This is a genomic window from Bythopirellula polymerisocia (assembly GCF_007860015.1).
Lineage (GTDB): Bacteria > Planctomycetota > Planctomycetia > Pirellulales > Lacipirellulaceae > Bythopirellula > Bythopirellula polymerisocia.
Genome location: NZ_SJPS01000001.1, coordinates 67,064 through 90,196, shown reverse-complemented (window position 1 = coordinate 90,196; position 23,133 = coordinate 67,064). Strand labels below are relative to the sequence as shown.

General features: G+C 54.6%; 18 protein-coding genes. 12 read left to right on the top strand and 6 right to left on the bottom strand.

The window, feature by feature from the left end; translation table 11 throughout:
• Positions 1 to 41 precede the first annotated feature (41 nt).
• The 3 genes from ftsH (at position 42) to Pla144_RS00355 (ending at position 4,528) form a co-directional block, all read left to right on the top strand.
• Complete coding sequence (gene ftsH, locus Pla144_RS00365) at positions 42 to 2,360, top strand: ATP-dependent zinc metalloprotease FtsH (protein ID WP_315851780.1); 2,319 nt, start codon at positions 42 to 44, stop codon at positions 2,358 to 2,360.
• Positions 2,361 to 2,562: 202 nt separating this feature from the next.
• Positions 2,563 to 3,930, top strand: a complete 1,368-nt coding sequence (locus Pla144_RS00360; RefSeq protein WP_146447348.1) for a serine hydrolase — start codon at positions 2,563 to 2,565, stop codon at positions 3,928 to 3,930.
• A gap of 283 nt (positions 3,931 to 4,213) precedes the next feature.
• A complete protein-coding gene (locus tag Pla144_RS00355) occupies positions 4,214 to 4,528 on the top strand; it encodes a hypothetical protein (protein WP_146447347.1) in 315 nt (104 codons plus the stop codon).
• Here Pla144_RS00355 and Pla144_RS00350 read toward each other — a convergent pair.
• Positions 4,498 to 7,188, bottom strand: a complete 2,691-nt coding sequence (locus tag Pla144_RS00350) for a hypothetical protein (protein ID WP_146447346.1) — start codon at positions 7,186 to 7,188, stop codon at positions 4,498 to 4,500. The genes Pla144_RS00355 and Pla144_RS00350 overlap by 31 nt on opposite strands.
• 343 nt (positions 7,189 to 7,531) lie before the next feature.
• On the opposite strand from Pla144_RS00350, the gene Pla144_RS00345 reads away from it, so the two are divergent.
• Entirely contained in the window at positions 7,532 to 8,725 is a 1,194-nt protein-coding gene (locus Pla144_RS00345) for a M20/M25/M40 family metallo-hydrolase (protein ID WP_146447345.1), read from the top strand.
• Positions 8,726 to 8,755: 30 nt separating this feature from the next.
• Positions 8,756 to 9,055, top strand: coding sequence for a (2Fe-2S)-binding protein (locus Pla144_RS00340; protein ID WP_146447344.1), 300 nt, complete (start codon positions 8,756 to 8,758; stop codon positions 9,053 to 9,055).
• Here the strand turns inward: Pla144_RS00340 and Pla144_RS00335 are convergent.
• Both Pla144_RS00335 and ribA read right to left on the bottom strand, forming a co-directional pair.
• Positions 9,052 to 9,477, bottom strand: coding sequence for a hypothetical protein (locus Pla144_RS00335; protein ID WP_146447343.1), 426 nt, complete (start codon positions 9,475 to 9,477; stop codon positions 9,052 to 9,054). The genes Pla144_RS00340 and Pla144_RS00335 overlap by 4 nt on opposite strands.
• Position 9,478: 1 nt before the next feature.
• Positions 9,479 to 10,690 carry a GTP cyclohydrolase II gene (ribA, locus tag Pla144_RS00330; RefSeq protein WP_146447342.1) on the bottom strand — a complete coding sequence of 404 codons (1,212 nt, stop codon included), beginning with the start codon at positions 10,688 to 10,690 and terminating at the stop codon, positions 9,479 to 9,481.
• A gap of 102 nt (positions 10,691 to 10,792) precedes the next feature.
• Here ribA and Pla144_RS00325 point away from each other — a divergent pair, with 102 nt between their 5' ends.
• The 6 genes from Pla144_RS00325 to Pla144_RS00300 all read left to right on the top strand — a co-directional run bounded on the left by Pla144_RS00325 (position 10,793) and on the right by Pla144_RS00300 (position 16,764).
• A complete protein-coding gene (locus Pla144_RS00325; RefSeq protein WP_197530278.1) occupies positions 10,793 to 11,662 on the top strand; it encodes an alpha/beta hydrolase in 870 nt (289 codons plus the stop codon).
• On the top strand, positions 11,659 to 12,525 hold the full coding sequence (locus tag Pla144_RS00320) for a hypothetical protein (RefSeq protein ID WP_146447340.1): 867 nt from the start codon (positions 11,659 to 11,661) through the stop codon (positions 12,523 to 12,525). Before Pla144_RS00325 ends, Pla144_RS00320 begins: the two co-directional genes overlap by 4 nt.
• Before the next feature lie 253 nt (positions 12,526 to 12,778).
• Positions 12,779 to 13,261 (top strand): CBS domain-containing protein, encoded by a 483-nt coding sequence (locus Pla144_RS00315; RefSeq protein ID WP_146447339.1) that lies wholly within the window; start codon positions 12,779 to 12,781, stop codon positions 13,259 to 13,261.
• Between the two features lie 99 nt (positions 13,262 to 13,360).
• Positions 13,361 to 15,205, top strand: coding sequence for a 2-oxoacid:acceptor oxidoreductase subunit alpha (locus Pla144_RS00310; protein ID WP_197530277.1), 1,845 nt, complete (start codon positions 13,361 to 13,363; stop codon positions 15,203 to 15,205).
• Between the two features lie 18 nt (positions 15,206 to 15,223).
• Positions 15,224 to 16,249 (top strand): 2-oxoacid:ferredoxin oxidoreductase subunit beta, encoded by a 1,026-nt coding sequence (locus tag Pla144_RS00305; protein WP_146447337.1) that lies wholly within the window; start codon positions 15,224 to 15,226, stop codon positions 16,247 to 16,249.
• Positions 16,246 to 16,764 (top strand): CBS domain-containing protein, encoded by a 519-nt coding sequence (locus Pla144_RS00300; RefSeq protein WP_146447336.1) that lies wholly within the window; start codon positions 16,246 to 16,248, stop codon positions 16,762 to 16,764. Before Pla144_RS00305 ends, Pla144_RS00300 begins: the two co-directional genes overlap by 4 nt.
• Before the next feature lie 65 nt (positions 16,765 to 16,829).
• Here the strand turns inward: Pla144_RS00300 and Pla144_RS00295 are convergent, their stop codons facing one another.
• Complete coding sequence (locus tag Pla144_RS00295; protein WP_146447335.1) at positions 16,830 to 17,498, bottom strand: hypothetical protein; 669 nt, start codon at positions 17,496 to 17,498, stop codon at positions 16,830 to 16,832.
• A 150-nt stretch (positions 17,499 to 17,648) separates the two neighbouring features.
• Here Pla144_RS00295 and Pla144_RS00290 point away from each other — a divergent pair, with 150 nt between their 5' ends.
• Positions 17,649 to 21,380, top strand: a complete 3,732-nt coding sequence (locus Pla144_RS00290) for a proline dehydrogenase family protein (RefSeq protein ID WP_146447334.1) — start codon at positions 17,649 to 17,651, stop codon at positions 21,378 to 21,380.
• A 65-nt stretch (positions 21,381 to 21,445) separates the two neighbouring features.
• Here the strand turns inward: Pla144_RS00290 and Pla144_RS00285 are convergent, their stop codons facing one another.
• Both Pla144_RS00285 and Pla144_RS00280 read right to left on the bottom strand, forming a co-directional pair.
• Complete coding sequence (locus Pla144_RS00285) at positions 21,446 to 22,021, bottom strand: DUF4256 domain-containing protein (protein ID WP_197530276.1); 576 nt, start codon at positions 22,019 to 22,021, stop codon at positions 21,446 to 21,448.
• 84 nt (positions 22,022 to 22,105) lie between these two features.
• Entirely contained in the window at positions 22,106 to 23,110 is a 1,005-nt protein-coding gene (locus Pla144_RS00280; RefSeq protein WP_146447333.1) for a hypothetical protein, read from the bottom strand.
• Between the last annotated feature and the right edge of the window lie 23 nt (positions 23,111 to 23,133).

Below are 23,133 nucleotides of genomic sequence, written 5' to 3'. Positions count from 1 at the left end.
CGCACCTATCGCTTATAACGGGCGTAGTGAAGATAGGGAAAATGCCTGACCAACAAGCATCCCGTGCCTTGTACTGTCAGGAAAACCCATCCGAGGCTGGTATTTTAGGTGTGAAGTGGCTTTGTCACAACCCAAGCCGCGCCTCGCTTGTTGCGTTTCCCCCCGAGAAGATTCGTTGTCTTTTCCAGGGGGCTAACTTAGGATGGAAGAAACCGCGATCATTACTACGTCATTGCCGCCATCCCCGCGAAGGCGGGAAACCAGCCCCTGAAAGACTTTTGATGGAAGATTCTCCTAATAAATCCAAAGGTTCCTCTGACAAGAAACCTAATCCGCAGTCTGGCAATCTGGTCTGGTACGTGCTGGGGCTGATGGCACTGTTGTTGCTTCTGGGCACATTGTGGGGTGGCCAAAGTCGGCTCACCATCAAGTGGAGCGATCTCGAGAAACTCATCGTCAAGAGTGACGATCTCAAGGAAAACTGGATCGATACTGAAGACACAACGACCACTCCGCCTCGATTGCTCAAGTTATATGGCCTCTCGGACATTAAGGTCGGTAGTACCGAAGTCACCGGCGACGTGATGGTAGAAGTACTGAGAGGGGGGCCTCCCACCAGTAACTCTGATTCTGGTGAGGGCGAGAGTTCTGCCAAGGGGCCCAAGACCTACAAATTCCGCACCAATCGACTGCCCAACGAACAGATCTTGCTGACGCTGCTTCACGACCATGGCCTCGAACACACCATGGCCGAATCGCCAAGTCCGTTCTTGAGCTATTTGCCGATGCTCACTTTCACGGGACTTTTGATCCTGTTGATGGTCATCATGATGCGACGCATGGGGGGAGCTGGCTCACCGATGGCCTTTGGACGAAGTCGTGCCAAGCTCTACGTGCAGGAAGATATTGAAGTCACCTTCGACGATGTGGCTGGTGTTGACGAAGCTGTCGACGAACTCCGTGAAGTCGTCGATTTTCTTAAGAATCCCGAACGTTATCAACAACTTGGCGGGCGTATTCCCAAAGGGGTATTGCTCGTCGGACCTCCCGGCACTGGCAAGACACTCTTGGCCAAAGCAGTGGCCGGTGAAGCAGATGTCTCGTTTTTTAGCCTCAGCGGTAGTGATTTCGTTGAAATGTTTGTCGGTGTCGGAGCAGCCCGCGTCCGTGACATGTTCAGCCAGGCGGAGCAACGCGCTCCGTGTATCATTTTCATCGACGAACTCGACGCTCTAGGCAAGACCCGTGGTAGCGGCCAAGTTGGCGGTCATGACGAGCGCGAGCAAACTCTCAATGCTCTTCTGGTTGAAATGGACGGCTTCGGTTCGAATATTGGTGTCATCGTGATGGCTGCCACGAATCGTCCCGAAACGCTGGATCCTGCACTCTTGCGTCCTGGCCGGTTCGATCGGCATGTGCTGGTCGATCGCCCCGACGTATCTGGTAGGGAAGAAATCCTCGAAGTCCATTTGGTGAATATCAAAGTTGCCGACGACGTGAAAGTCAAAGAGGTAGCCGCGATCACTAGCGGATTTGTCGGTGCTGATTTGGCCAATGTCGTCAACGAGGCGGCTCTCTTGGCAGCCCGTAAGGGCAAGAAATCAGTCACCCGCACCGACTTCCTCGAAGCAGTCGAACGAGCCAGCATTGGCCTGGAGAAGAAGAGCCGCATTATTCACGACGAGGAGAAAATCCGCTTGGCTTACCACGAGGCCGGCCATGCCTTGGTGGCCTATTCACTGCCCAATACTGACCCGGTGCACAAGGTTTCAATTATTCCTCGTGGCCTAAGTGCACTGGGCTACATGCAGCAGCGTCCCGAACGAGACCGCTACATGATGACCCGCGGGCAGCTCGAAAGTAGCATCCAAGTGGCTTTGGCAGGTACGTTGGCCGAAGAATTGATCTTCGACGAAGTCGCTACCGGTGCGAGCAACGATCTCGAGCGTGCTACCGAGACAGCCCGTAGCATGGTGATGGACTACGGCATGAGCCAATTGGGAAGAGTCAACTATCGCGAAAACAATCGCAATCCATTCCTGTCTACTGGTTCCGAAGGGGGTCGCATGGCGACCCACAGTGAGCAGACAGCGCGCGAAATCGATCAGGAAGTCAAACGGATTCTCGATGAATCACTGGACCGCGCCCGCAGCATCCTGGAAGCACGCCGCGCGGCGCTAGTTGCCATCAGTGAAGAGTTAATGACTCAGGAAGTGATCGACGCGGAAGAGCTCAAACGCATTGTCGAAGAGAATTCACCAAGCCCGATGATTGTCCCCGGCACTGATGCCGAACAAAAACGCGACGCAAAAACGGCTGAATCCGCTTCGGACAAATCCTCCGGTTCGGCGGGGGGGTAACTGTCAGCCGCGACCGTTCAAGGTGGCCTGAACGCGGTGTGTTGGTACACTTGTCATTGCATGGCTTCGCCGAAATTTGAGAACTGTTCGCAATCAAATGGGGCATGCATAGCCCTGGATTGTTGGTTACCTTCAATATGGGTAGAATCAGCACCTGTGCCACTCTGAAATTCTAATCAACTCAGCCGCACACAAAGATTCAATGACTCTCCTCTTTCGCTTGTCTTGTCTCGTTCTAGCGACTTTTAGTTTGCCATCTTTTGCTTACCCAGCAAGTGCCTTCCCAGGATTCATCGAGGTCGGCGAAAAGGGCAAACAAATCGTAGCGCTCGTTCGCCAGGCGGAGCACGATGCCGGCTTCTCGGGCGCGGTTCTCGCGGCCGAGCGGGGAAGAATCATTTCCGCCGTGGCGGTCGGCATCAGCGGTAAGCAAACGCTCGACGTTACCACGCTTTTTGAACTCGCTTCCTGCACTAAACCATTTACTGCAATCGCCGTGATGAAGCTTGTAGAAGAGGGCAAACTAAAGCTCGATGACCCCATCGCCGATTATCTACCTGGCATCCCCGAGAATTGCAGCGCGATCACAGTTCGCCATCTTTTGCAACATACCTCCGGCATTCCCGGTACTAACAGCGAAGGACGCGGCACCGAGCTTGCCAAGGTACTTCCGAAGTTCCTTGCCGGGGGGCCTCAGTCACCTCCGGGGGAGCATCATGAATACTGGAATCAAGGTTATGCATTATTGAGTGAGGTGATCGCTCGCGCAAGCGGTAAGTCCTACACTTCTTACATGCGACAAGCGATTTTCAAACCCTGCAAGATGGAGAGTAGCCGCTTCAATGGTGATTCGCGTCCCCGAGGTGTAAAAGTCGCTATCGGTGTGTCGACCCATGGCGAAAATCGTTCTGCTCTCGAGCATCCCTACGGCGAGTACGGCTTGCAGTATCGCGGCATGGGCGGGCTTGTCACCAATTTGGTCGACCTCTGGCGATGGGATCGCACGCTCGCCTCCGGTAAGTTGCTCAAACCGGAATCCTATGCCGAAATGACTACGCCGGGGCCCTCCGGCTATGGTCTTGGCTGGCGGGTGCATGAAGAGGGCGGTCACTCCATCCACGAACACTCCGGGAGCGTACGCGGGTTTCTCGCTTCTCTCCGCCGTGTGCCGGACACTGGAAGTTGTTTATTCATTCTCGCTAACAGCGACGACAGGAAGCCTTTTGGCATAGTGAAGCGTGCATGCGAAGACGCACTCGCGGGAAGGGTGGCCCATCTTGAACTGCCAATCTCCCTCGACTCGAAACTCGTCGATTCACTGGTTGGCACTTACCGGGATTCCGCTGGCCGCACGCTTACGGTTAGTCGCGAAGGTGCAACTGCTGCCGCGTCAATTAATTGGCACGGTCCGGTAAGCGCTGGCCACTTGAATCAAGGCGAAGGCGACAACTTGTTGTTCGAAATGGCCGGCTCCAAGAACGAAATCTCCGTCGACCGCGACCCTCAAGGCAAAGTCTCAGCCCTCACCATCATCGACCTCGAACCGCCCGTCAAATTTTTCCGTCATTAGCGACTCCGCGGCGAACATTGACTTCTCATCCCGTATCGGGAAATCTGCCGAGGCGAAAAGATACCTGGAACGAGCTACCGGGACAGCCCGCAGCATTTTAGAGAATGTTTCCCGGCAACGACTCCGAACAAGAACGCACCGCAAATTCGTCGAAATCCGATTAGGACAAATCCGCCGGTTATGTGAGTGGTTGACGATTCCGCTTGCTTCGCATGATTTCTCAATCACAATTGAAGTTATGATGAAAAACTGGTCTCTCTCTTTTCAATCGGACCGCGGACCCATGCTGATCTGCACCGGTCTGGCCGTAATCCTGTCGGCGCAACTCTGGCCCGGGCTCCCCGTGGCTGCGGCAATTGCGCTCATCGGGTGTGGTGCGACTGGTGTGATGTGCCAGCAACTTGATACGCGCCACCGACGGTTGCGGCTTTGTGGCTCGTTACTAGTATACGCCGCGCTGGTGGGACTCGCAGTGGGCGCTCAATTGCATCTTCGCAATGATGCGATCTACGTCGCCGATGCTGTGGTGGCGGTCTTGTTGTTGCTCACCGCGGTGCAAACTACGTTTCAGCGCACTGATTCTGCTTCGAGTTGGTAACTTGGAGTGCGCCAGGCAGTCCGCTCCGGTGCTGCGGGCCCCAAAGCCAACGCGAGCCAACCATCTTCGATCACCAATTGCGTCACCATCAATCCAGTCAGGCGCTTGTCGGATTCCATCTTCTTGAGGACCGCAATCTCCTCGCCCTTGCTGAACAGTTTACCCATGACGCTGTGTAATACCACACGGTGGCCCGTTCGCAGATTGCGGCCCGCGAATTGTAGAGTTTCGTCCTGAACTAGCTTTACTGCCAGGCCATCAACAACAGGCCGGTGAAAAGTATGCACCTCGAAGTTGGGGATCTTGTCTCGCCCGTGGGCCAATTCGCGGACATTCAACACCAGCTCTAATCGATCCCCTGCAAAAGATACATGGACCGCGTCGTAAGGTGCAAACTCAACGATGGCTCGCGCCGGCAAATCCTCGGGTGGGGTCGCGTCCTTATGACCCAACTTCTCCGCCAACAGCGCGTGAACTTCAAGCAGCGTCATCCGCTGTCCTTCTAACTCCAACCCTGCCAGAGCATTGTTGAGTGCCGTTTCGTGCAGTTGCATACTCAGCACGCTATCACCTGGAGCAGAAGGTCGAGGAGTGTGGGCCGCCAATTGATCGAGGTTTGCTAGCCGCAACTCCATCACAGCTCGTCTAGACGTGGTGTGCATATCGACAGGTTCCGCGGCCAGTGCTAGATTTCCGAAAGGAACGAGAACATTATCGCGGAAGCGCTGCTCCAATTGAGAAAGCTTGGGGTCGGCCTCTTGATCCATGCGAGTACGTGCCTTGTAAGCCACTTTGGCTTTCACCTGAGACATCGCCTGGGGACGACTCTTCTGGTTTTGCTGCTTCCCCACGTCACGAAACATTGCGCCGAGAATAGGGACACGGTCGAATTGTGAATCAGCTCCCAAGAAGTCGTTGCGGCCTCTCGCAGTAGACTTGGCCTTTGACACTCGGAGCCCCTCGCTGTCAATCGTGATCACCTTGTCTGCGTCGTATTCATAGCGAGCGGCATTGTGTACCCTGACTGGCCATGTCTCGCTGCGAGTTCGCGAATAGACTTTTCCTTCTGCTTGCAATGCGATCCGCCAGGCATCATCGCTCGGCAAGAGAGCGATTCCAACGTCGGTGGAAGTGCGTGAACGACCATGGACACGTTTCCCAGCAACCGACTCCCTTACGGCCTCAGACCTGACCTGTTGCTCAGGAAGCATCCGATTCATGAGTTCCTTGCTCAGTGCGACTCGCATGTTTGCGCCGCGATATCGCATGTGCATTTCCTCGGCCAAGGCCTGGAGTTGCTCATTATTCGACCACAGCATGCGTTGCTCAAGTTGAGCGATGGCGGCCGCATAGCGAAGTCCACCCTGCTCTTCGTATCGCTCGACTAAAGCCAGGAGTGTATTGAGGTCAACCGGGCCGGTGGCCCAAGGTCGCAGTTCGCGAGCCAAGCTTGCAAGGGGTTCTTCTGCGATAAAAGACTGCTGTTCCTCAGTGAGCCGCGAATCGGAGAGACGTGATAGAATCTCCTGGGCCAGCTTCATCCGGGCATTGCGGTCGACCCCCACTCCTTCGCTTGTCGCCAGTGCGACCTGATCTAAGAGCAGGTACTCTCGCCATAGTTCGCCATTCTCTGTGCCAGCCAACAATGAAGCAATATTTCCCAAGACGGGCATCAAGGTTCCGCTCGTTTCAGTCTGGAAGTCTACAACGCTTGGCACATCGTCTGAGGTAAGCAACTCCCATATCCCCAATCGTCGTTCCAGCCCCTCGGCAACTTGCAACCAAAGTTGTTGCAGCGCTGGATCGGCCAATGCTCGGGACTCGCTTTCCCCCTCCACGACAAGCCTCCGAAGTTCGACAAGGCTCACTACAACGATATCGTTGGTCGTCGCCGTCTTGTCGGTCAGTGGTAGAACGCACTTCAGTACCTGTGAAGCCCATTCCCTGGTGGTAGGGAGAGTGGTAAGAACTTCCAGCCGGTCAATCAACAGCGTGGGACGCTGGCGAATGAGGGGGCTTGAGAACTCCGCCGACTCTTCAATAATTGTATTTTTCCCTGGCGATTCACTCTTCGATGGAACTGCAGATGGCACGCTAATCGCCTCAGGTGGCGGGACTTCAGGCGCCGAATCTGACTTGACCAAGACTTGCCCAAGAGGCTCTCTGCTTTGTCGCCGGGGAGTCAGCATCGCCAATCGATCCGAGGAGTTTTCAACGCGAACAATAGGCGCCCTCGACTCGAATGCGAGGGGTGGGTTGTACGTTCGCTTGAATAAGGGTGACGACGGTTCTGTCGGAGTTTCAAGACTATGCTTCCTACTTTCGGATTCCATACGGGCTTCATTCGCCGGGATTTTTTCCCCAGCAACTTCAGGCAATGATTCGATCACGCCTTGCACGGCACCGTATAATTCCTGCAGCGTCTCCCAACTGGGAGTCATCCTGGTCGGGAGCGTTTGCGATGCTTGAACAATCGAAGGGGCGACCTCTTGTTCGGACACCGCATCATAAAGTTGCGCATTTTCCTGCTGTCGTGCCATCAACTCGTGAACGTTGAGAACCGGATGCTGCCAGCTATAAGGTGCAGCAACCGCCAACGCGAGCAGGCAGATGAGTCCCGCCATTATCGGCCAACGTGATTTGCGACGTTCCCACCGCATATGTTCTATACTCCTACCCCGGATCGAATTCTTTGAACGTGATGCAGATCGATGGGCGAACGTGAAATCTCGGGGCAGACTCTCGCAGCGAGGGGCCAGAATTCTTCACGGCACGCGAATGCACTTGTTTTGATAAGATCGGTATTCTGCGGCGTCGTCTTGCGTCTACCTGCATGCTGAGTAGAGTCGCAGAGAGTTTTGCACAAATATTGGCCAAAACAAGCGATCTTCGCAGTCCAATCACAGAAACAAGGGGAATTAAGTGGACTTTAACGCCTGCTGTGCGTGCTGCTGCTTGTTTAGAATACTGTCACCTTGATCCTATGAATGAAACTCCGCAACTGTGAAATCAAACTCAGAAATACTGCCTGTCTCTACCGACCGTGTAGCGGAACAACTGCTCCTAGACTTGTTGGCTCTACCAGGAAGCAGCGGCCACGAAGTGGCCGTGGCCGAGTTTATTTGTGAGCGGCTCCGCGCCGCCGGTCTGCCAAAGAAGGATCTGAAATTCGATCAGGCCAACCGCAAGTCGATTCTCAAGGGTGAAACGGGCAATCTGGTCCTCCGCTTGCCAGGCACTATGCGTGGACCACGCCGATTACTTGTCGCCCATCTTGACACCGTACCAATCTGCCAGGGCACTCGGCCTGCCAAGAGAGGCAGACGCATCGTATCACTCGATAAGCATACCGGCCTGGGAGGCGACGACCGCGCAGGTGTGGCAGTGCTACTCGCGACAGCGCTCAACATTATCGAGAAAAAATTACCACATCCGCCAATCACGTTTCTCTGGACCGTTCAGGAAGAAACCGGCCTGAACGGTGCGCGACACGCCACTTTGAGTCTGCTCGGTAAGCCAACTCTAGCATTCAACTTCGATGGCAACTCGCCTGCGCGACTCACTATTGGTGCTACTGGCGGCTACCGCATGAACATTGAGATTCGCGGGCTGGCAAGCCACGCCGGGGGACACCCCGAGCAAGGGGTTAGTGCAATTGCGATCGCATCTCTCGCCATTGCTGACCTCGTAAAGAACGGCTGGCATGGCCTGGTTGAAAAGAATCGCCAGCGCGGAACAAGCAACGTTGGCGTCATACATGGAGGGGCCGCCACGAACGTCGTTACCGACCTGGTACAAATCCGCGCTGAGGCCCGAGGCCACGACCCCAAATTCCGCCAGCGGATTATCGACGAAATCGAACAGGCGTTTCATCGTGCTGCCAAAGAAGTTACAAATACCAACGGCCAGTGCGGCACGGTCTCTATCGCAGGGCGACTTGACTACGAAGCATTCTGTCTTGCAAAGGATTGCCCTTCGATACTCGCCGCCAAAGCTGCGGTCGAGGCAGAGGGTTGCAGCCCCGAATTCAATATCTCCAACGGCGGACTCGACGCCAATTGGCTTACTGCGCGCGGCATTCCAACCGTGACTCTCGGATGCGGGCAAAACGAAATTCACACTGTCAGCGAATGGCTCGATCTCGAAGAGTTCCACCGTGCCCTTCGGATCGCCCTGCGGTTGGCCACGGAGACGTAAGTCTCTCTCCTCTAACCTCCAGCCTCTACCATGAATCCCAATGAAGAACTCTGCCTCTGTTTCCATGTTACACAGCGTAAGGTGGCCAACTACCTGCGGATCGAAAACCCACGCAGTGCCAGCCAACTCTCAGACTGTTACGGAGCAGGAACCGGTTGTGGCTGGTGCAGACCGTTTCTCAAAAAGATGTTTGACGCCCACCGCGCGGGTATCACCGAGGCAGACTTCCCAACATCGAGCGACTACGCCAAGTCTCGTAGCGAATACGTCAAAAAAGGGGGAGGAACCCCGCCACCTGGAGCGACACCGGTGGAAGATCTGCCGAATTAAGCGGGACCTGCGCAAGTCATTTGCTGCCGAAACTCTGTCTCGGTCAATTGCACCCCCTCGCGAACCATTTCGTAATTGAGTTCCAGATTCGGCCAGTCGAAGCAAGCCAGCAGCCGATCAAACTCTTCGGTGGGACACGCTCCATGCAGCTCCACCCGGTGCAGTACTCCTGCAAAATCAAACAAGTGGCCATCAATTTGCCATCGTTCGTTGCCAACCCCCCCGGACCAGATCCAGGACCCATCTGGCTCAAAAATCATCCTTGGTAATCCTTCTAGTGCAGCCGCGCACTCTTCCCAGGTGCAGGTGAAGGGGTCTCCGAAAAGATTGATGTGGAATTTGTACATGCGATATGAGTCAATCAGCGAGCCGCGCGGTCCCCCCTGACTGACTTTGCCCTCTCCCAATACCCCGCCAGACATTTCAATCCAGTGGCAATTGATGCCCCATCTTGTCGCGCTTTGCCGCCATGTACCCTACGTTATGCTCGTTCATCGGCGGGACGATAGGGACTTGATCCACGACCTCCAGGTCAAAACCCCCGTAGATAAAAGCGCTCGTCTTCTTGGGGTTGTTGGTTAGGAGTCGAACCCGGCTGAGTCCCAAGTCTTTGAGCAATTGAATCCCCACCCCGTAATCTCGCGGATCGGCCTTGAATCCCAATGCCAGATTAGCCTCGACGGTATCGAGCCCCTCGTCTTGAAGCTTATATGCCTTGATCTTTTCAACCAGTCCGATCCCCCTCCCTTCCTGAGGCAGATAGACAAGCACCCCACATCCCTCTTGGCTGATCATGTCCAGTGCCATGTGCAATTGGTCGCCACAATCACAGCGAAGCGACTCCATAAGGTCACCCGTAAAGCAGGATGAGTGTAGTCGCACGAGCGGTGCCGTCGATTTCGAAAGATCGCCCAACACATAAACAATCGGCTCCTGGGATTCATATTTTACGCCGTAGGCGATGATCGTCCCTTTGCCGTAACGTGTAGGCAGATTTGCTTCGGCCTGTCGATAGACGAGCTTCTCGCGCACTCGCCGGTAAGCAATCAACTGCTCAATAGAGATGATCGGTAACTTGAAGTCTATGGCAGTCTTTCGCAGGGCATCTCGAGTCGCGCGGTCCCCCTCTTCGTTCAAGATCTCGCACAACACTCCAGCGGGCTGAAGCCCTGCCATGCGGGCCAGGTCGACAGCAGCCTCGGTGTGACCTGCTCGGCGGAGTACGCCACCTTCTTTTGCTACCAGCGGAAACAAGTGTCCAGGTCGATTGAAGTCAGCAGGGATGCTCGCAGGATCGCAGATTGCCTTGATCGTGCGGGCTCTCTCCGCGGCGGTTATACCTGTACGCGTCGTGCGGTGATCGACGGGCACTGTGTAGTTGGTGCCTAGTGGGGCTGTGTTCTGCTCGACCATCGGCGATAGCTTTAGCCGTTCACTTACTTCAGGCAAGATCGGCATGCAAAGCTGCCCCCGGCCGTGGGTGATCATGAAATTAACCGTCTCGGTCGTCACCTTCTCGGCGGCACAAACAAAGTCCCCTTCATTTTCGCGATCCTCAGCGTCAACAACGACAATCGTCTGTCCTGCTGCGATAGCAGCGACGGCATCTTCAATGCTTGAAAACTGGTTAGACACGCTATTGGGACTCCTCGGTCGGAAAACTTGCAATTGGTCAACTGTTCTGGGGATATTATAAGTAGTCCAGGGATGCAAACCAACCGACGGGAGAAAATCAACATGCTCAGATTTAACGGACTAATAGCAATATTGGTGCTTTCTCCGGCTTACGGTGGATGGATCCCCCTCACTGCAGGGGAATTCGAAGCCAAATACGGAGTCTCCTATGTCGAGCGGGCTACAGGCTCGCTCAAGGCAGATACCTATGTCCCCAAAGACCCGGGCCCGCACCCTGGGGTTCTGGTTGTACATGGTGGAGCCTGGCGGATGGGCTCTCGGGCTCAACTCTCGGGAATCGCCCAGCAACTAGCACAGCAAGGGTTTTCAGCCGTGGCCATCAGTTATCGGCTCGCTCCGCAAGACAAGTTTCCCGCCCAGATTGAAGATTGCAAAGCGGCCGTCCGATGGATGCGTATCCATGCAGAAGAATTAAAACTCGACCCCGACCACATCGGTGGCTTCGGTTACTCGGCGGGGGCCCACTTGGTGACCCTGCTGGGAACAACCGACATGCAAGATGGTCTGGAGGGAGTTGAAGACCCCGACCACCAACCCAGTACCCGCTTGCAAGCCGTCGTGGGTGGAGGCACACCCTGCGATTTTCGCGACATGCCCACCGATCTCCGCTGGCTCAGTTTCTGGCTGGGCGGAACGCGCGGCGAAATGGCGGAGCAATATCGGCTTGCTTCTCCCGCCTCATTTGTCACCTCCGACGATCCCCCTATGTTTTTCTTTCATGGCGAAAACGACGATCTCGTCCCCATTACCCAGCCCCAAGGAATGTGTCAAATCATGCAGCAGGCCCATGTTCCAGCCGAGCTCTATGTGGTTCCTAAACTGGGCCACATCGCAGCTGTTATGGACCATACTGCTTTGAGTAAATGTATTGCGTTTCTTAATACGCAACTAAAAAGACAGGAATCGCCATGAGCGTTTCCGAACCACTTCAGTCGCCACTCGCACGCGAAGAGTATGTCGAACAGACGCACTTCTTCACGGTCCTGGCCGAACGCATGACCGAAAACATACCCGCTCAGGAGGTTCTAGCCGCCGTACGCGAGGAGGTGTTAGCGACCACCAAGATGCCAATGGCGATCGACTTTTTGCTCGCCGAGTTGCGGCATCAGGGGGAATTCGCCGCCGGGATGCGAAAGCTTTCGCATTACTTCACCCCATTTCAATGCTACGTAATGTCGGAGGCGGAGAACGTGCGCAAGCGTTTTGACCTTCGCATTGGCCTCTTGGTCCTAGCCCGGGAAGCCATGTATCGCGGTAGCGAGCATGCCACTCGCCAGGGACTATTTGTCTACCAATTTGAGACACTTTGTCGCAACCGCTTGGGCTACGACGATGGGCTGGAAGCCATGTCTCGCGATCCATCGTACGACGCAACCTGGAGTGAGTGGCTCCTGACCGTCCGCCGCCAAGTGGGCCTCGTAGAGTTCGCAGATCTAATCTATGTACGCAGCGAATTCTATCGGGTCCAAGCAGAACGAGAAGAGCGAGCCGGGACCTCTCAGACTCCAATTGTCCTCTTTGGCCTGCAGGAAGGTCGAATTGCTTGGGCCAATCGACGAAAGGAACCGTTGCTGCTCTTTTCTGCTTTGCATCGCCATTTGGACTATCCGGCCGTCCCCCGGCCGGAACCAGCGAATCCCGAAGAACGCTTGCTACCTGTTCTTGCCAGACGGGTCGAACAACTAGAGGCTCGCCTGCGACTCGTGGAAGAAGAGCAGCGAGGTGGAATAGACCTGTCAAAATTCTATGCTGCCAATCAGCCAAAAATGCCTTAAATCGAAATCTCGTCGAATTCGTGACTTTCCCCCTCTTTTGCTGTTCAACAGGCGGTCTCGGCATGGTAAATTTTAAGGATCAGAGTGAGAATAGAACGCACAAGAATGTTGCTCGAGGGATGGATCGGAGTAGTTAACTCCGGTGAAATCCGCTAAATCCTCGATCAATTGCGACTCATGTCTTCCCCCACCACCTTTGAAAAAGACGCCCGAGATTGCTAGCAATCTCTGATCAATAAGAAAGCCGCGACCCGTGAGTTTTCAGCTGAGCCTAAGCACCGAATCGGTGATGGCCGCCTATCCAGACGATCCGTTGATCGTCGCGCCCGACGCAACCGTCAGTGATGTGCTGCAACTAATGCGCGCCCAGCAAACCGGCTGCGTACTTGTTTGTTCGGCAGGAAAAATGCTCGGCATTTTCACCGACCGCGATGCCCTCCGCTGGATGGCCAAGCAGACCGATAATGGTAGCAATGGCAGCGCCAAGCAACCTATCTCAGAACTCATGACTCGTGAGCCGACTTCTTTGCTGGCATCGACCAGTGTCGGGGAAGCGATCCAACTCATGTCAGCAGGACGCTATCGCCACTTGCCCATCATTGGCACTAATGGCATGCCATCTGGGATGGCCAATGTCCATGGTATCGTGCACTACCTTGTGGACCACTTTCCGCAGACGATCTACAACTTGCCTCCGCAACCCGATATGGCGCAAGCCGAACGCGAGGGTGCTTAGAAGCATCCTGAAGCCCCCCCAACTGCATTTCCAAACTAATAGATGGTTTTGAACTCAGTCTGTAGCAACTAACCACTGACAACTGACAAACAAGAAATTATGGCCACCGCGACTCCCTCGAAGCCCGTCTCCGATTTAGTAGAAGCAACTGTCCGTTTTTGCGGCGACTCTGGTGATGGTATGCAGTTGGCTGGTACCCAGTTCACCAATACAAGCGCTCTCTTGGGCAACGACGTTGCCACATTCCCCGACTTTCCTGCTGAAATTCGCGCTCCTCGTGGCACGAAGGCCGGGGTCAGCGGATTCCAGATCCACTTCTCCAGCACTGAAATCTTCACTCCCGGTGACACGGTGGATGCCCTGGTGGCGATGAATCCAGCGGCCCTGGTAACTAACCTCGCTGATTTACGGGATGGCGGGATTTTGCTGGTCAATAAGGACGCCTTCGACAAAAAGGGGCTCGAACAAGCCGGCTATGCAACCGACCCGCTCGAAGATGGCAGCCTCGAAAAATACAAAATGCATTCTGTAGAGATGACCAAGTTGACCCGCTTGGCAGTTGAAGGCTTGGGCCTAAGCCAAAAAGAGGCCGATCGCTGCCGCAACTTCTTCGCGATGGGGCTGGTATTTTGGCTCTATGACCGCTCACTCGAACCCACACTCAGGTTCATCGAGAGCAAGTTCGGCAAACTCCCTAGTGTTGCCCAGGCCAATACAAATGCTCTCAAGGCAGGCTTTAACTACGGAGAGACGGTCGAGGCGATCAACACTCAGTACCACGTCGGTCCCGCCAAGCTGAAGCCAGGAACTTACCGCAACATCGAAGGCAATCTAGCCCTTGCCTGGGGACTCTTGGCAGCAGCCAGATTGTCGAATAAGCGACTCTTCCTTGGGGCGTATCCTATTACGCCTGCCAGCGACGTGCTGCACTATCTCTCCAATTACAAGAATTTCGATGTGCTGACGTTCCAGGCAGAAGATGAGATCGCCGCCGTGACCTCGGCCATTGGGGCAGCCTTTGCCGGCGAAATGGCCGTCACCGCGTCGAGCGGTCCTGGCATCGCACTCAAGGGAGAAGCCCTCGGTTTGGCGGTAATGACCGAATTGCCCATGCTTGTGATCAACGTCCAGCGCGGCGGTCCTTCGACGGGGCTCCCCACCAAGACCGAACAAGCGGACCTCAATCAAGCCTTGTTTGGTCGCAACGGCGAATGCCCCATGCCGATCATCGCCGCACGCAGCCCTGGAGATTGTTTCTACGTCGCGCAGGAAGCCTGGCGAATTGCTACCCGGTTCATGCTACCAGTTTTTGTGCTCACCGATGGATACATCGCTAACGGCTCAGAACCTTGGCAGATCCCGAATGTCTCCGATTTGCCACGAATCGACATTAATCATCCAATCGCCAATGGCGAAGAATTCCAGCCCTACGCAAGAGATGAGCGACTGGCCCGACCTTGGGCCATTCCAGGAACACCCGGCTTGGAACATCGTATTGGTGGACTGGAAAAAGCCAACATCACGGGCAACGTCAGTTACGACCCCATCAACCACGAGAAGATGTGCCTTCTGCGACAGCAGAAAGTGGACAACATCGCCGACGACATCCCGCTCCAAGAACTTGATGGTCCTGACAGCGGGGATCTTCTGGTTCTTAGTTGGGGCGGCACCTATGGCTCCTGTGCTACCGCCGTGCATACCGCACAGAAGAGTGGCCAAAAGGTGAGTCACTGTCATCTGCGTTATTTGAATCCTTTCCCCAAGAACTTTGAAAAGATCCTCCATAGTTTCGACAAAATTCTGATCCCCGAACTCAACCTTGGTCAGCTCAATGCAGTCATTCGAGCCAAGTTCTTGATCGACACCGTCGGCCTGAACAAGGTCCAAGGCAAGCCGTTTAGCGTTATTGAAATCGTCAACAAAATTAATTCGCTGCTCGGTTAACCCGACAGTCCCACACCAATGAGCATTGAATCTACCCTCCCGGTTTTGAAACCTGCCGATTTTGCCAGCGATCAGGACGTTCGCTGGTGTCCAGGCTGCGGCGACTATTCCATCCTCGCCCAGATGAAAAAGATGCTTCCCTCGCTGGGGGTGCCCCGCGAGAAGATCGTCTTCATCTCAGGTATCGGTTGCTCCAGTCGTTTTCCATACTACATGAACACCTATGGGATCCATTCGATCCATGGTCGCGCACCTGCAGTGGCGACGGGATTGAAGGCTAGCCGACCTGATCTGCAGGTTTGGGTCATCACGGGCGATGGCGACGGCCTCTCTATTGGCGGCAACCACCTCATGCATGCCATCCGCCGTAACGTCGATCTTAATATCGTGCTCTTCAACAACCGCATCTACGGTCTCACTAAAGGTCAGTATTCCCCCACGTCCCCGCTTGGCAAGAAAACCAAGAGCACCCCAATGGGTGCCGTCGACAACCCGCTGCATCCTTTGTCGATCGCTATCGGTTGTGAAGCGACCTTTGTCGCCCGCAGTATCGACACCAATATCAAGCACTTAGGTGGCGTGCTGAAACGGGCTGCCGAACACAAGGGCACTGCCTTTGTTGAGGTCTACCAGAATTGCAACGTATTCAATGATGGTGCGTGGGAATATGCCAAGGACCGAGAGACCAAGGAGGACACCACCCTGGAACTCGAGCATGGCAAGCCGCTCCTATTTGGCAAAGAACGAAAGAAGGGCATCCGGCTGCACGGCCTCGATCCTGAAGTCGTTGAGCTTGGCAAGGGAATCACTGAAGACGATCTCTTGTTCCACGACGAGCGAGCAGCCGAGCCAAGCTTGGCATACCTTTTGAGTCGCATGCGCTATGAAGATGGCTTCCCCGAACCCATCGGAGTTTTCCGTTGTGTGGATCGGCCGCGCTACGACGACGAAGTCAACAAGCAAATCGACAAATCGCTTAAAGACAAAGGCAAAGGCGACTTGGAAACCCTGTTTAACTCCGGCGAAACGTGGACCGTTAAATGATTCCCTGCCCCTCCTGTGGATTCGAAAACCTGGAAGGCAATGATTTCTGCGATCAGTGCCAAAATTCGCTCACCGACCTAAGCATTCCTCAGCAGCGCTCTGCTGTCGAACGGGGTTTGGTGAAAGACACTATCGAATTTCTGAAGCCACATAAGCCGTCGTCGGTCTCACCCAACGACACCGTTGGCGAAGTACTCCAGAAAATGGTGTCCGAAAAGATCGGTTGTGTGATGGTTGTTGAGGGCGAAGAGATTCGCGGCATATTCACCGAGTTCGACGCCCTGATGAAGGTCAACACCAACGCCGCATCGCTGGCAGATAAACCGATCAGCACCGTCATGACCGCCAGTCCTGTGACGATAGAAATCGATCACAAAATCGCATTCGCCCTTCACCGTATGCACGTCGGGGGATACCGCCATGTGCCGGTACTCAACAAAGGCAAGCTGGTCGGCGTCACGTCAATCCGCGATATTCTGAACTATCTGGCCGAACGGATTGTCGTTTCCGCGTGACCTTTAAAGCCGCGAACGTTGGCAATACAGGGTGTTTTCACAGTAATTTTTTGGGAACTCGGAGTTCAGAATTTACGCCAATGGCAAGGGATTTCAAGAAGTGCTTTCTGGCCGTGCTCCTTCACTAACTGTTGAATTCTTTCAAGCCCACGAGCATAAATGGTTTCTTCGTGGTACGGGGTAGATCCCACATCTATTCTCGCATGTAGCGGATAAAAGTCCCGAAACCAAACTGTTTGAGCAAAAGTCGCATAACCTTCGCAGATGAGTTCAAGTTGCTTCTCTTCTTCAGGGGAGAAATCAAAGCGATCTTCATAAGACGGACCACCAAGTTTCTCGAATAGTGCGTGCGCCAATTCGTGAACAACGATTTCGGCTACCCAGTGTTCATGGCCCGGCCTCGCATCAAAGGATACATAAATTGCATTCTTGTGGTACGCGGCCATGTGCGTCCGAGCACCGACTTCATCCATCTCTTTCCCATGAACTGCATACTCGTGAATCTGTCGCCTGAATAACATAGAGCGAAACAAACCAAGAGATTGCTTGAGTTGCTCCACTCTGTGTTCATTCAGATGTGAGTACTCCCATACATCTATCTGGCCTAGTTGTACTCCTGCGCGTTTCTCGATCCTTGGTTGATATTGACTAATCACAGCTTTGTAAAAAGAAAGAAAAAAGTTCTTCTCGAAATCAGAGACTGTGGATTCGGCGTTGTTAGAGAATGCTGCCATTACGACCCTTTTCGCAAGTCTCGCATTCCACCCTGTGAGTTCTAACGCGTTCAGATGGATAGGCAACTAATTGCAAGTATTTCTTCCATGAGACAAACGTTGTAAACTTCATATACTATTTTATTGTCTCACTCAAGTCATGGAAGGGACATGTCCCAATCGCTTTCCGAACAAACTGCCGGCAAAGTCTCCAAAAGTGTCGCCGCTTTATTGGCGGACTTTCAGCCTGAGGCCGAGAGCCCTCTCCCGATCGAAGTGCAACAAGCCCTCTTTCTTGCCCGACGGTTGCAACTCGAAGCCACCGCCCTGCAAACCCCAGCCGAGCGTCGCCAACAGGCGGAGTTGGACCGGATGATCCAGTCCCCCAGCGACAAGGCCACCATGATGCAGCTAACCGATCAGTCGTTTCGCGCGCGGCTGCCGCATCGCGCTGCCGACCAGATGATTCATATCCTCGATGTGCAGGGGGTGCCGCGTTTTTTTAGTACACTCGATCGCACGCTGCTCAAGGGGTTTCAATCCTTCGGGGCTTACCTCCCTGGAGTTGCGATGCCGTTCGTTAAGGAAAAGATGCAGCACGAGACGGCTAACGTCATCCTGCCTGCCGAGGAGGAACTGTTAAGGGACTATCTCCGCCAGCGTCGTGAGGTCGGCCTGCGGATGAATGTCAACTTTCTTGGCGAAGCACTTCTAGGCGAAGCAGAAGCCGAGCGGCGATTGCAAGCCTATCTCGCGGCGCTGCAACGTCCGGAACTGGAAGTTCTGTCGATAAAGATCTCGACGATCTACTCGCAAATTTCGCCCCTCGCGCGAGAGCATACAGTCAGTGTGCTGAGCGATCGCCTCGAACTCCTGCTACGTGCCGCTGCGAAATACCAATTCGAACGCCACGATGGGGTGCGTGTGCCAAAGTTTGTCTACCTCGATATGGAAGAATACCGTGACATGACCCTCACCGCCGAGGTGTTCATGCGCACCCTCGACCGTAAAGGCCTTGAACAGGCGCGGGCTGGTATTGCGCTGCAAGCCTATATTCCCGACTCTTTTGCCATGCAGCAAGAGATCACCTCCTGGGCGAGAGAGCGTCATGCAACCGGCGGGGCACCAGTGACCATTCGCCTAGTAAAGGGCGCCAACATGGAGATGGAGCAGGTCGAGGCCAGTTTGCATGGATGGCCGCAGGCACCGTTTCAGCACAAACTTGACACCGACGCAAATTACCACCGTATGCTCCAATTCGGCATGGATCGCGAAAACCTTGCTGCTGTGCATTTGGGCATCGCCTCACACAACCTTTTTACTCTTGCATACGGTCTCGTGCTCGCTGTTAAACAAAATGCACTCGACTGCGTGCAATTCGAGATGCTCGAAGGGATGGCCAACCACCAACGCCGGGCACTGTTCGATCTCACGCAGAATGTGCTGCTCTACGCACCCGCATGCCGACAAGAAGATTTCATCAACGCCATCGGCTACCTCGTTCGCCGCCTCGACGAGAACACAGGGAAAGAGAATTTCCTTCGCCACGCCTTCCGGCTCTCCGTAGACAGCCCCGACTGGCAACAACTCGCCGCCGGCTTCGCCGCGTCCTTTGCACGGACTGAGTCCCTCACCAACGAGCCTCGGCGCACACAGAATCGCTCAACAGAAATTCTTTCTAGTCCCCAGCCTCCAGCCCCCAACTCCTCCTTCACTAACTCCCCTGATACCGATTGGTCTCTCCCCCAAAATGACATTTGGGCCACGGGAATCCTCTCCGCATGGAAAACGAAGTGCGACACAAGTGCCATCGATGTTCCGTTGGCTGTTGCCGGCGAAGAAATCACTGCCAACCGTGATCGCCGCGATTCCCTCGATCCCTCGCGGCCAGGAGTTATTGTGGCTCGTTACCCGCAAGCCAGTATCGAGGATGCCGCGGCAGCGGTTGAATGTGCTCAATGCGACCCTGCCGGTTGGCGATCACTTTTGCCTGACGAACGGACGTTGATTCTTGATCGTGTGGCCGACACACTCGCGACTCGTCGCGGAGATCTCATGGGCGCTATGCTCGCTGAAGGGGGTAAACTACTCACCGAAAGCGACCCGGAAATTTCCGAGGCCATCGATTTCTGCCGGTTCTATGCCCGCAGCGCTGAAGAGTTCTACGGATTGTCGGGAATCGAAGCGAAAGGGCAGGGGGTAGTAGTCGTTGTCTCACCGTGGAATTTTCCACTCGCTATCCCCTGTGGCGGCGTGGTGGCGGCACTCGCGGCGGGGAATACGGTCATCCTCAAACCGGCCAGCGACACCGTGCTCATTGCCTACATGCTCTGCGAATGTTTTTGGTCGGCGGGTGTGCCGCGAACCGCGCTGCAATTGCTTCCATGTAGCGGCGGCACGGTCGGCCAGCAACTTGTCACACACGAAGGTGTCGATACCGTGATTCTCACCGGCGGCACGGAGACGGCGCTCCGTATGCTTGCCGCCAAGCCGACGCTCAATCTTCTGGCCGAGACCGGCGGAAAGAATGCCACGATCGTCACCGCCCTGGCCGACCGCGATTTGGCCATTAGGAACGTCTTGCACTCGGCCTTCAGCCACAGTGGCCAAAAATGTTCCGCCACTTCGCTCTTGATTCTCGAAAGCGAAGTCTACCACGACCGCCAATTCCGCAAGTTGCTGGTTGATGCTGTGGAGAGTCTCGAAGTCGGTTCCGCTTGGGAACTTCCCACCAAGGTCGGCCCGCTGATTCGCCCCCCCAGCGGCGAACTGGAACGCGGTCTCAAGGAACTCGAACCTGGTGAATCGTGGGCTGTACGACCGCGGTTCCACGTGGAAGACAATCCACATCTCGTTGGCCCCGGCGTTAAGTGGGGCGTCCAACCGGGAAGCGTCGCTCACATGACCGAGTTTTTCGGTCCACTCTTGGGCGTGATGGAAGCCCGCGACCTGCACGATGCGATAGATCTGGTGAACGCCACCGGCTACGGACTCACCTCGGGCCTGGAAAGCCTCGACGACCGTGAGCACCAACTCTGGCAGGAGGGCATTCGCGCGGGGAATATATACATCAATCGCCCTACAACGGGAGCCATTGTCCTCCGGCAGCCTTTTGGTGGCATGGGCAAAAGTGCCGTCGGTCCCGGCATCAAAGCCGGCGGCCCCAACTACGTTGCCCAGTTTATGAGTTTCCAACCTAGCGGCCCTAGCCGCGATTCAACGAATCACTGGTCTGATTCTGCGATTGACCTCGGCAACAAAGATTTAGGAGACACAGGCCTCGACGACTTCTGCGAGTCCCTGCGTCTGGCAGCGGCACGAAATGCCATTTCAAAAGACGACTGCGAACGAATCGTCGCCGCCGCCCAAAGCTACGAGCACTGGATGGCCATTGAGTTCGACCACCCTCACGACCATTTCATCCTGGTCGGCGAAGACAATTTTCGCCGCTACCTGCCGCTCGCTGAAGTGCGTGTCCGAGTCCACACCGACGACTCGCCGCGAGAAATCTTTCTCCGTGCTCTCGCATCAAGAACCGCCGGATGTCGCACGGTAATCAGCTCACCTCCCGGCTTGAATTCACCTTTTGTAAAATTGCTTGACGATCTGACCGACAGTTGGGCCGGCGCGATTGAGTTCGTCGAAGAATCTGACTCAGAGCTAGCCCAAGCATTGCGCGAAGGCCACATCGACCGACTGCGATTCACCAGACCCGAGCGTGTCCCCTTCCCATTGCGCACAGCCGCCGCGCTGAACGGTGACTACCTTGCTGACACCCCTGTCTGTCCTCATGGTCGCGTGGAACTTCTATGGTATTTCCAAGAACAAAGCCTCTCGCACCTCTACCACCGCTACGGCAATCTGGGTGCACGGAGCGAGGAAGAGCGGGCGCCGGTGAAGTAATCCTCGGGCGAGAGACCGTGTCCTCCTGTTCGACTTTATGTATTCGAAGGGGGGCTCTGCAAAATTCAGACCCTTAGCGAGCCACGGAACCCCCTGGCGGCGTAGTAAGACGCGGCACCGTTGTGATAGACGAAGACCGTCTCGTAGCGGCGGTCACAAAAGAGGGCTCCGCCGAGTTTCCTGATGGAAGAAGGCGTTTTCACCCAGCTCGACGTTTTCGTATCGAAATTCCCAAGCTTCTGCAACTCTCGATATTGGTCTTCAGTTAAAAGCTCAATCCCCATGGCACCTGCCATATCGATTGCGTTATTTTTTGGTTTGTGTTCTTTTCTTGACTCCAGTGCTTCACGGTCATAACAAACACTTCTCCGGCCTTTCGGACTTTCCGCCGAACAATCATAGAAAATGTATTCACCGGTCTTTTTATCATGACCCACAACATCTGGTTCACCACCTGTTCTTTCCATCTCGGAGAGTGACCACATTTTTTCTGGATTCGATACGAGCTTTGCTTGCACTTTAGTCCATACCAGGCCTTTGTGGCGGATCATGTTTTTCTCAAAACGGGCTTTCAATGATTCGAGTAGAGCTTCACATTGATTTGCTTTCAGGTTTCTTGATGTTTTCAATTCGGTTTTCACCTTTCAGCTTTGTAGCCTTCAACTTTGCCGGAGGAAGCCTGGCATGAGCCTCTTGAATAAGGTCATTGTTTCTGATGAGTGACATCAGGACGTCCGTAGGTCGCTTTCTAAGTCACGAAATGGCTCAATTCCCAGCTTCGCCAAGGAGCCATGATAAGAGCGAACAGCCTCCTTCGGGTCTGTCATTTCGGCATCGGCCAACCAACGCAGATGCTGAATGAAAGTTAGTTGGTGCTCGCTCTCGTTGATCATGCGGCCGTAGAGAGCTGCTTTGGCTCCGTACTTCCTGGCCTCCCAAAGCTGGTGAAAGGCATCGAAGGTCGTTCCCGCCGCGCCGCCTAGAATTCCTACCACGAGTGACGAATCGTAGCTGACCAATTGCTCCATAGCCGCAGGGCCGAAATAGGGAATCTTCAAGAATAATGGTCGGCTGGACCGGGTGATACCGGCCAACGTACGGATGATCGAATCGTTCACAAATCGCGGCAGGTCCTCAATCGGTGCTTGAGGACAATTGGGCGCAAATACTTCGAGAAAATGGCGAATCCCTTTTTCCTCTGATTCGGTCCGAAACTCTTTGTAGGCAGAAAGCGTATTCACATCGGTTGAAGAATCGTTGTTGAAGGTAATCGAGTACAACCCTAGATTGACCCTGGACTCTTGGATGTCTCCCTCTCCGCCGGTCTTGCCAAATCTCACCTCTTCAAGAGTCGTCGACCGAAAGGGGAGTGACGGTTGTGACTTGTAGTTTCCGCTTGCTTGTAGCCAGATGTCGGTCGTGTCGTTCAGCCTGACTGCCGGAGTAACGGCACTTCTGTCGAAAATCTTTTCTTCAAAGGTGAGTAGCTCGCTGGTGCTAGCGCTCATGAGCATGATGTCGACAAGGCCCTGCTCAACATTGGACCGAATCATTTCTCGATAGTCTTGTAAGCTACGAAACTTGTTCGAGCTCGAGCTTCTCTCAAAACACTTCCCCGGAGCAGCAACGCCAGCCGCCATGTCAGCATCTTTCGCGTCGGCAAGTACAAAATCCTTACATGACGGATCGGCAGCTATTCGTTTCAGTTTTTCGTCAAGAGATTTTTGCATCTTCTCGATTGTCTCCTTCTAGA

What these genes read in the sequence shown, in the direction of transcription:
- ftsH (WP_315851780.1), top strand. Translation starts at nt 42, where the DNA reads ATGCCTGACCAACAAGCATCCCGTGCCTTGTACTGTCAGGAAAACCCA.
- Pla144_RS00360 (WP_146447348.1), top strand. Translation starts at nt 2,563, where the DNA reads ATGACTCTCCTCTTTCGCTTGTCTTGTCTCGTTCTAGCGACTTTTAGT.
- Pla144_RS00355 (WP_146447347.1), top strand. Translation starts at nt 4,214, where the DNA reads ATGCTGATCTGCACCGGTCTGGCCGTAATCCTGTCGGCGCAACTCTGG.
- Pla144_RS00350 (WP_146447346.1), bottom strand. Translation starts at nt 7,188, where the DNA reads ATGCGGTGGGAACGTCGCAAATCACGTTGGCCGATAATGGCGGGACTC.
- Pla144_RS00340 (WP_146447344.1), top strand. Translation starts at nt 8,756, where the DNA reads ATGAATCCCAATGAAGAACTCTGCCTCTGTTTCCATGTTACACAGCGT.
- Pla144_RS00335 (WP_146447343.1), bottom strand. Translation starts at nt 9,477, where the DNA reads ATGTCTGGCGGGGTATTGGGAGAGGGCAAAGTCAGTCAGGGGGGACCG.
- Pla144_RS00325 (WP_197530278.1), top strand. Translation starts at nt 10,793, where the DNA reads ATGCTCAGATTTAACGGACTAATAGCAATATTGGTGCTTTCTCCGGCT.
- Pla144_RS00320 (WP_146447340.1), top strand. Translation starts at nt 11,659, where the DNA reads ATGAGCGTTTCCGAACCACTTCAGTCGCCACTCGCACGCGAAGAGTAT.
- Pla144_RS00310 (WP_197530277.1), top strand. Translation starts at nt 13,361, where the DNA reads ATGGCCACCGCGACTCCCTCGAAGCCCGTCTCCGATTTAGTAGAAGCA.
- Pla144_RS00305 (WP_146447337.1), top strand. Translation starts at nt 15,224, where the DNA reads ATGAGCATTGAATCTACCCTCCCGGTTTTGAAACCTGCCGATTTTGCC.
- Pla144_RS00300 (WP_146447336.1), top strand. Translation starts at nt 16,246, where the DNA reads ATGATTCCCTGCCCCTCCTGTGGATTCGAAAACCTGGAAGGCAATGAT.
- Pla144_RS00295 (WP_146447335.1), bottom strand. Translation starts at nt 17,498, where the DNA reads ATGGCAGCATTCTCTAACAACGCCGAATCCACAGTCTCTGATTTCGAG.
- Pla144_RS00290 (WP_146447334.1), top strand. Translation starts at nt 17,649, where the DNA reads ATGTCCCAATCGCTTTCCGAACAAACTGCCGGCAAAGTCTCCAAAAGT.
- Pla144_RS00280 (WP_146447333.1), bottom strand. Translation starts at nt 23,110, where the DNA reads ATGCAAAAATCTCTTGACGAAAAACTGAAACGAATAGCTGCCGATCCG.